We start from the raw sequence: 3,759 nt of genomic DNA on the forward strand, positions 1-3,759 counted from the left end.
GGCTTCAGGTCCCGTGTTCGGTGGCGTGGCGGGCGGGCCGGAGGGCACCGAGGTAGACGCCGAGCAGGATGAGCGGCGCGCCGAACAGCAGGTAGCCGGTGAGCGGTTCGTCGTCGAGCCAGGCGGAGAGCACGATCGTCACGACGGGCACGAGCACGAAGACGTAGGCGGCGCGGGAGGCGCCCCAGCGGCCGATGACAAACAGGTACAGGACAAACGTCAGCACCGAGCCCGCCACGACGAGGTAGCCGAGCGCCCACCACGTCGCGGCGCGGGCGGGCAGCTCCCACCGGTCGCCGGCAACGAACGAGCCGGCGAAGAGCGCGAGGGCGGCGGCGGTCATCCCGACGGCGTTCATGGTCACCGGGTGGACCTTCGGCAGGCGGCGGACGAGCACGGCTGCCTGGGCGAGGCACAGCACCGCGCCGAGCATCGCCAGCACCGACAGGACCGGCACCGAGCTCCGCAGCGGCGCCTGCGTCACCAGCGCGACGCCGGCGACGGCGACAAGCGTGCCGGCGACGGCCGCCGGACGCAGCCGCTCCTGTCGCTGGGCGACGGCGAGGAGCAGCGCGGCGAGCGGGACGAGGGCGAGGATGGTCTGGGTGAGGCCCGCGTGGAGACGCACCAGCGCGTAGTACGTCAGCGCGAACGTCAGACCGAAGTTCAGCAGGCCGAACAGCACCGCGCCGGCCAGCGCCCGGCCGCGCGGCAGGACCAGCCGGGACGCCGCCACGACCGTCAGCAAGAGGACGGCGGCGGCGCCGAACCGCAGGGCCGCTCCCCACAGCGCGTCGAGTTCCCGGTTGCTGAACCGGATGCCGACGGCGTTCCCGCCCGCGAACAGCGCGGCCCCGGCGAAGGCGACGAGGGCGGGCCGGTCGAGGCCACGTTCCATGGCGGCAGGCTAGGCGACCGGCGGACGGGCGGGGGCTGCGACACGTACGTACCGGCGCGTACGCGGTGGCACGTACGTACCGGCGCGTACGCGGTGGCACGTACGTACCGGCGCGGACACGGCCGGTGCGAACGGCCGAGGGCCGGTGACCGACACGGTGGGTGTCGGTCACCGGCCCTCGGTGGGTCGGTCGGCTGGCGCCGCGTCAGCCGTTGCGCTTCCAGCGCGGCTTCTCGGCGCGCCGGTCGGTGCCGCCGGAGCGGTCGAACGAACGCTCGTGGGTGCGGCCGCCGGTGCGGTGGTCGTCACGACGGCCGAACGGGCGGCGCTCGTCGCGGCGGTCGCGGTTGAACGGGCGGTCGGTGCGCTCCCGGTCGCGGCGGAAGCCGCCGTGGTCACCGCGCTCGGTGCGGTCGTAGGCCCGGTGCGGGCGGTCGCCGTCGCGGCGCTCGCCGTCGCGGCGGTCACCACGGTCGAAGCGCTCGCCGCGCTCGACACGGTCACCCCGGTCGTTGCGGTCGCCACGCTCGAAGCGGTCGCCGCGCTCGAAGCGGTCGCCCCGGTCGCCACGGTCGTCACGGCGGAAGCCGCCACGGTCACCGCGGTCGAAGGACCGGCCGCCGCGGTCGGCGTCCCGGCGGAAGCCGCCACGGTCGCCACCGCGGTCGCCGCGCTCCTGGCCGCCACGGCCCGGACGGTCGCCGTCCCGGCGGAACCCGCCACGGTCACCGCCGCGGTCGCCGTCCCGACGGAACCCGCCGCGCTCGCCGTCCCGGCGGAAGCCGCCACGGTCGCCACCCCGCTCGCCGCCCTCGCGGCGGCGCTCCTCGGAGCGGCGCTCCCTCTCCGCGCGGGCCGCTTCCTTCGCCTCCCGGACGGCCGCGGCGGCCTCTTCCTGGGCGAGGGCCTCGGCGCGCTCCTCGGCGGCCCGGGCGATGGCCTCGTCCGGGTCCTCGCCGCGCTCGCGGGCGGCGCGACCGGTGAGCTGGTCGGCCTCCTCGCGGAGTTCGGCGGCGCGGCGGCGGGCGCGCTCCAGCTTGCGGGTCAGTTCGGCGACCTCGAGCTCGGCCTGGCGGGCGGTGCCGGAGGCGGCCTCCGCCTGCACCTCGGTGAGGGAGCGGACGCCGGTGATGCGGGCGACCTCGTCGTCGAACAGTTCGCCCCGGCCGATGATGTGGCGCGAGGCGTCGACGCCGGCGTCCTCCATCAGCCGGAAGATCTGCCGCCGCTGGTGCGGCAGCGCCAGCGACACGACGCTGCCGGAGCGGCCGGCGCGCGCGGTGCGGCCGGAGCGGTGCAGGTAGTCCTTGTGGTCGCCGGCCGGGTCGACGTTGAGGACGAGGTCGATGCCGTCGACGTGGATGCCGCGCGCGGCGACGTCGGTGGCGACGAGCACGTTGACCAGGCCGTCCTTGAAGTCGGCCAGGGTGCGGGTGCGGGCGCCCTGCGTCATGCCGCCGTGCAGCGCGTCGGCCTTCACGCCGGCCTCGCGCAGCTGCTCGGCGACGCGGTCGGCGCCGAGCTGGGTGCGGACGAAGACGATGGTGCGGCCGTCGCGGGCGGCGATCGCGTTGGTGATCGGGGCCTTGTCGCGCGGCTTCACGATGAGGATGTGGTGCGTCATCGTCGTGACCGCGCCCTGGGCCGCGTCGACCTCGTGGCTGACGGGGTCGACGAGGTAGCGCTTGACGAGGCTGTCGATCTCGTTCTCCAGCGTGGCGGAGAACAGCATGCGCTGGCCGCCCTCGGGCACCAGGTCGAGGATCTCGGTGACCTCGGGCAGGAAGCCGAGGTCGGCCATCTGGTCGGCCTCGTCCAGCACGGCGACCTGGACGTCGTCCAGCGAGCACGCGCGGCGGTTGATCAGGTCGCGCAGTCGGCCCGGGGTGGCGACGAGGATGTCGACGCCGCGCTCCAGGGCGGAGATCTGGTTGGCCATGGAGGTGCCGCCGCAGACGACCTTCAGCTTGAGGCCGAGCACGTCGCCGTAGGGCTGCAGCGCGTCGGAGACCTGCATGGCGAGTTCGCGGGTGGGGGTGAGGATGATGCCGCGCGGGCGGTGCCGGGCGGTGCTGCCGCCGGCCAGCTGGGCGAGGGTGGGCAGGCCGAAGCTGAGCGTCTTGCCGGAGCCGGTGCGGCCGCGGCCGAGGATGTCCTTGCCGCGCAGCGCGTCGGGGATGGTGGCGGCCTGGATGGGGAACGGGGTGACAACACCGTTCTGGCCGAGCTTGCGCACGACGGGGTCGGGCAGGCCGAGCGTGCCGAACGTCACCTCGTCGGCGGCCGGGGCGTCGTCGTCGGCGGTGTCGTCGGCGGTGTCGTCGGCGGTGTCGTCGGCGGTGTCGGCCTCGACGGTGTCGACGGTGTCGAGGGCCTCGGCGGCCTCGGCGGTGTCGACGAGCTGTTCCGCCGCGTCCCGCTCCTCGACCTCGGTGTTCTCGACGTCGATCGAGTCGTTCCCGGGCAGGGCGGAGTCAGCAGTGATCACAGACATACGAAATGCGAACCTTCCGGAGTTCATCGGCACGCGCCGCAGACTTCCGTGTTCGCACACAGACCGCCTCGATGCGGTCAGCCACGGCCAAGCAGCAGATACGCGCCACACGGCACGCCAACTCTGGGCGGCCGGGCAAATGGGATCAAACGATCTACCACCATACGCACCACCCCCGGCAGGAGGCAAATCGCCCCCGGGCGCCGAGACGGTCCGCACGCTAGTCCTCCGGCTCGGTACCGGGGTCGCCGGGACCGGGGTCCGGGTCGTCCGAGGGTTCCGGCGCGGGCGGTGACGGCGTTCCGCCCGACGGGGTCGGCCGGGGCCGCGGCGGCTGGTTGCGGGACGGCGACGGGCTGGGCGCCTG

At 74.8% G+C, this 3,759-nt stretch carries 2 protein-coding genes; both read right to left on the bottom strand.

Annotated elements, in window-relative coordinates; genetic code table 11:
- Nucleotides 1-4: 4 nt before the first annotated feature.
- Nucleotides 5-898 (bottom strand): DMT family transporter, encoded by an 894-nt coding sequence (locus GL263_RS23195; protein WP_182857695.1) that lies wholly within the window; start codon nt 896-898, stop codon nt 5-7.
- Nucleotides 899-1,103: 205 nt separating this feature from the next.
- Nucleotides 1,104-3,392: a DEAD/DEAH box helicase gene (locus tag GL263_RS23200; RefSeq protein ID WP_182857696.1), complete on the bottom strand. Its 2,289-nt coding sequence runs from the start codon at nt 3,390-3,392 to the stop codon at nt 1,104-1,106.
- Between the last annotated feature and the right edge of the window lie 367 nt (nt 3,393-3,759).

Source organism: Streptomyces durbertensis (genome assembly GCF_014156695.1).
In the GTDB taxonomy this organism is placed as follows: Bacteria; Actinomycetota; Actinomycetes; order Streptomycetales; family Streptomycetaceae; genus Streptomyces; species Streptomyces durbertensis.

What these genes read in the sequence shown, in the direction of transcription:
- GL263_RS23200 (WP_182857696.1), bottom strand. Translation starts at nt 3,392, where the DNA reads ATGTCTGTGATCACTGCTGACTCCGCCCTGCCCGGGAACGACTCGATC.
- GL263_RS23195 (WP_182857695.1), bottom strand. Translation starts at nt 898, where the DNA reads ATGGAACGTGGCCTCGACCGGCCCGCCCTCGTCGCCTTCGCCGGGGCC.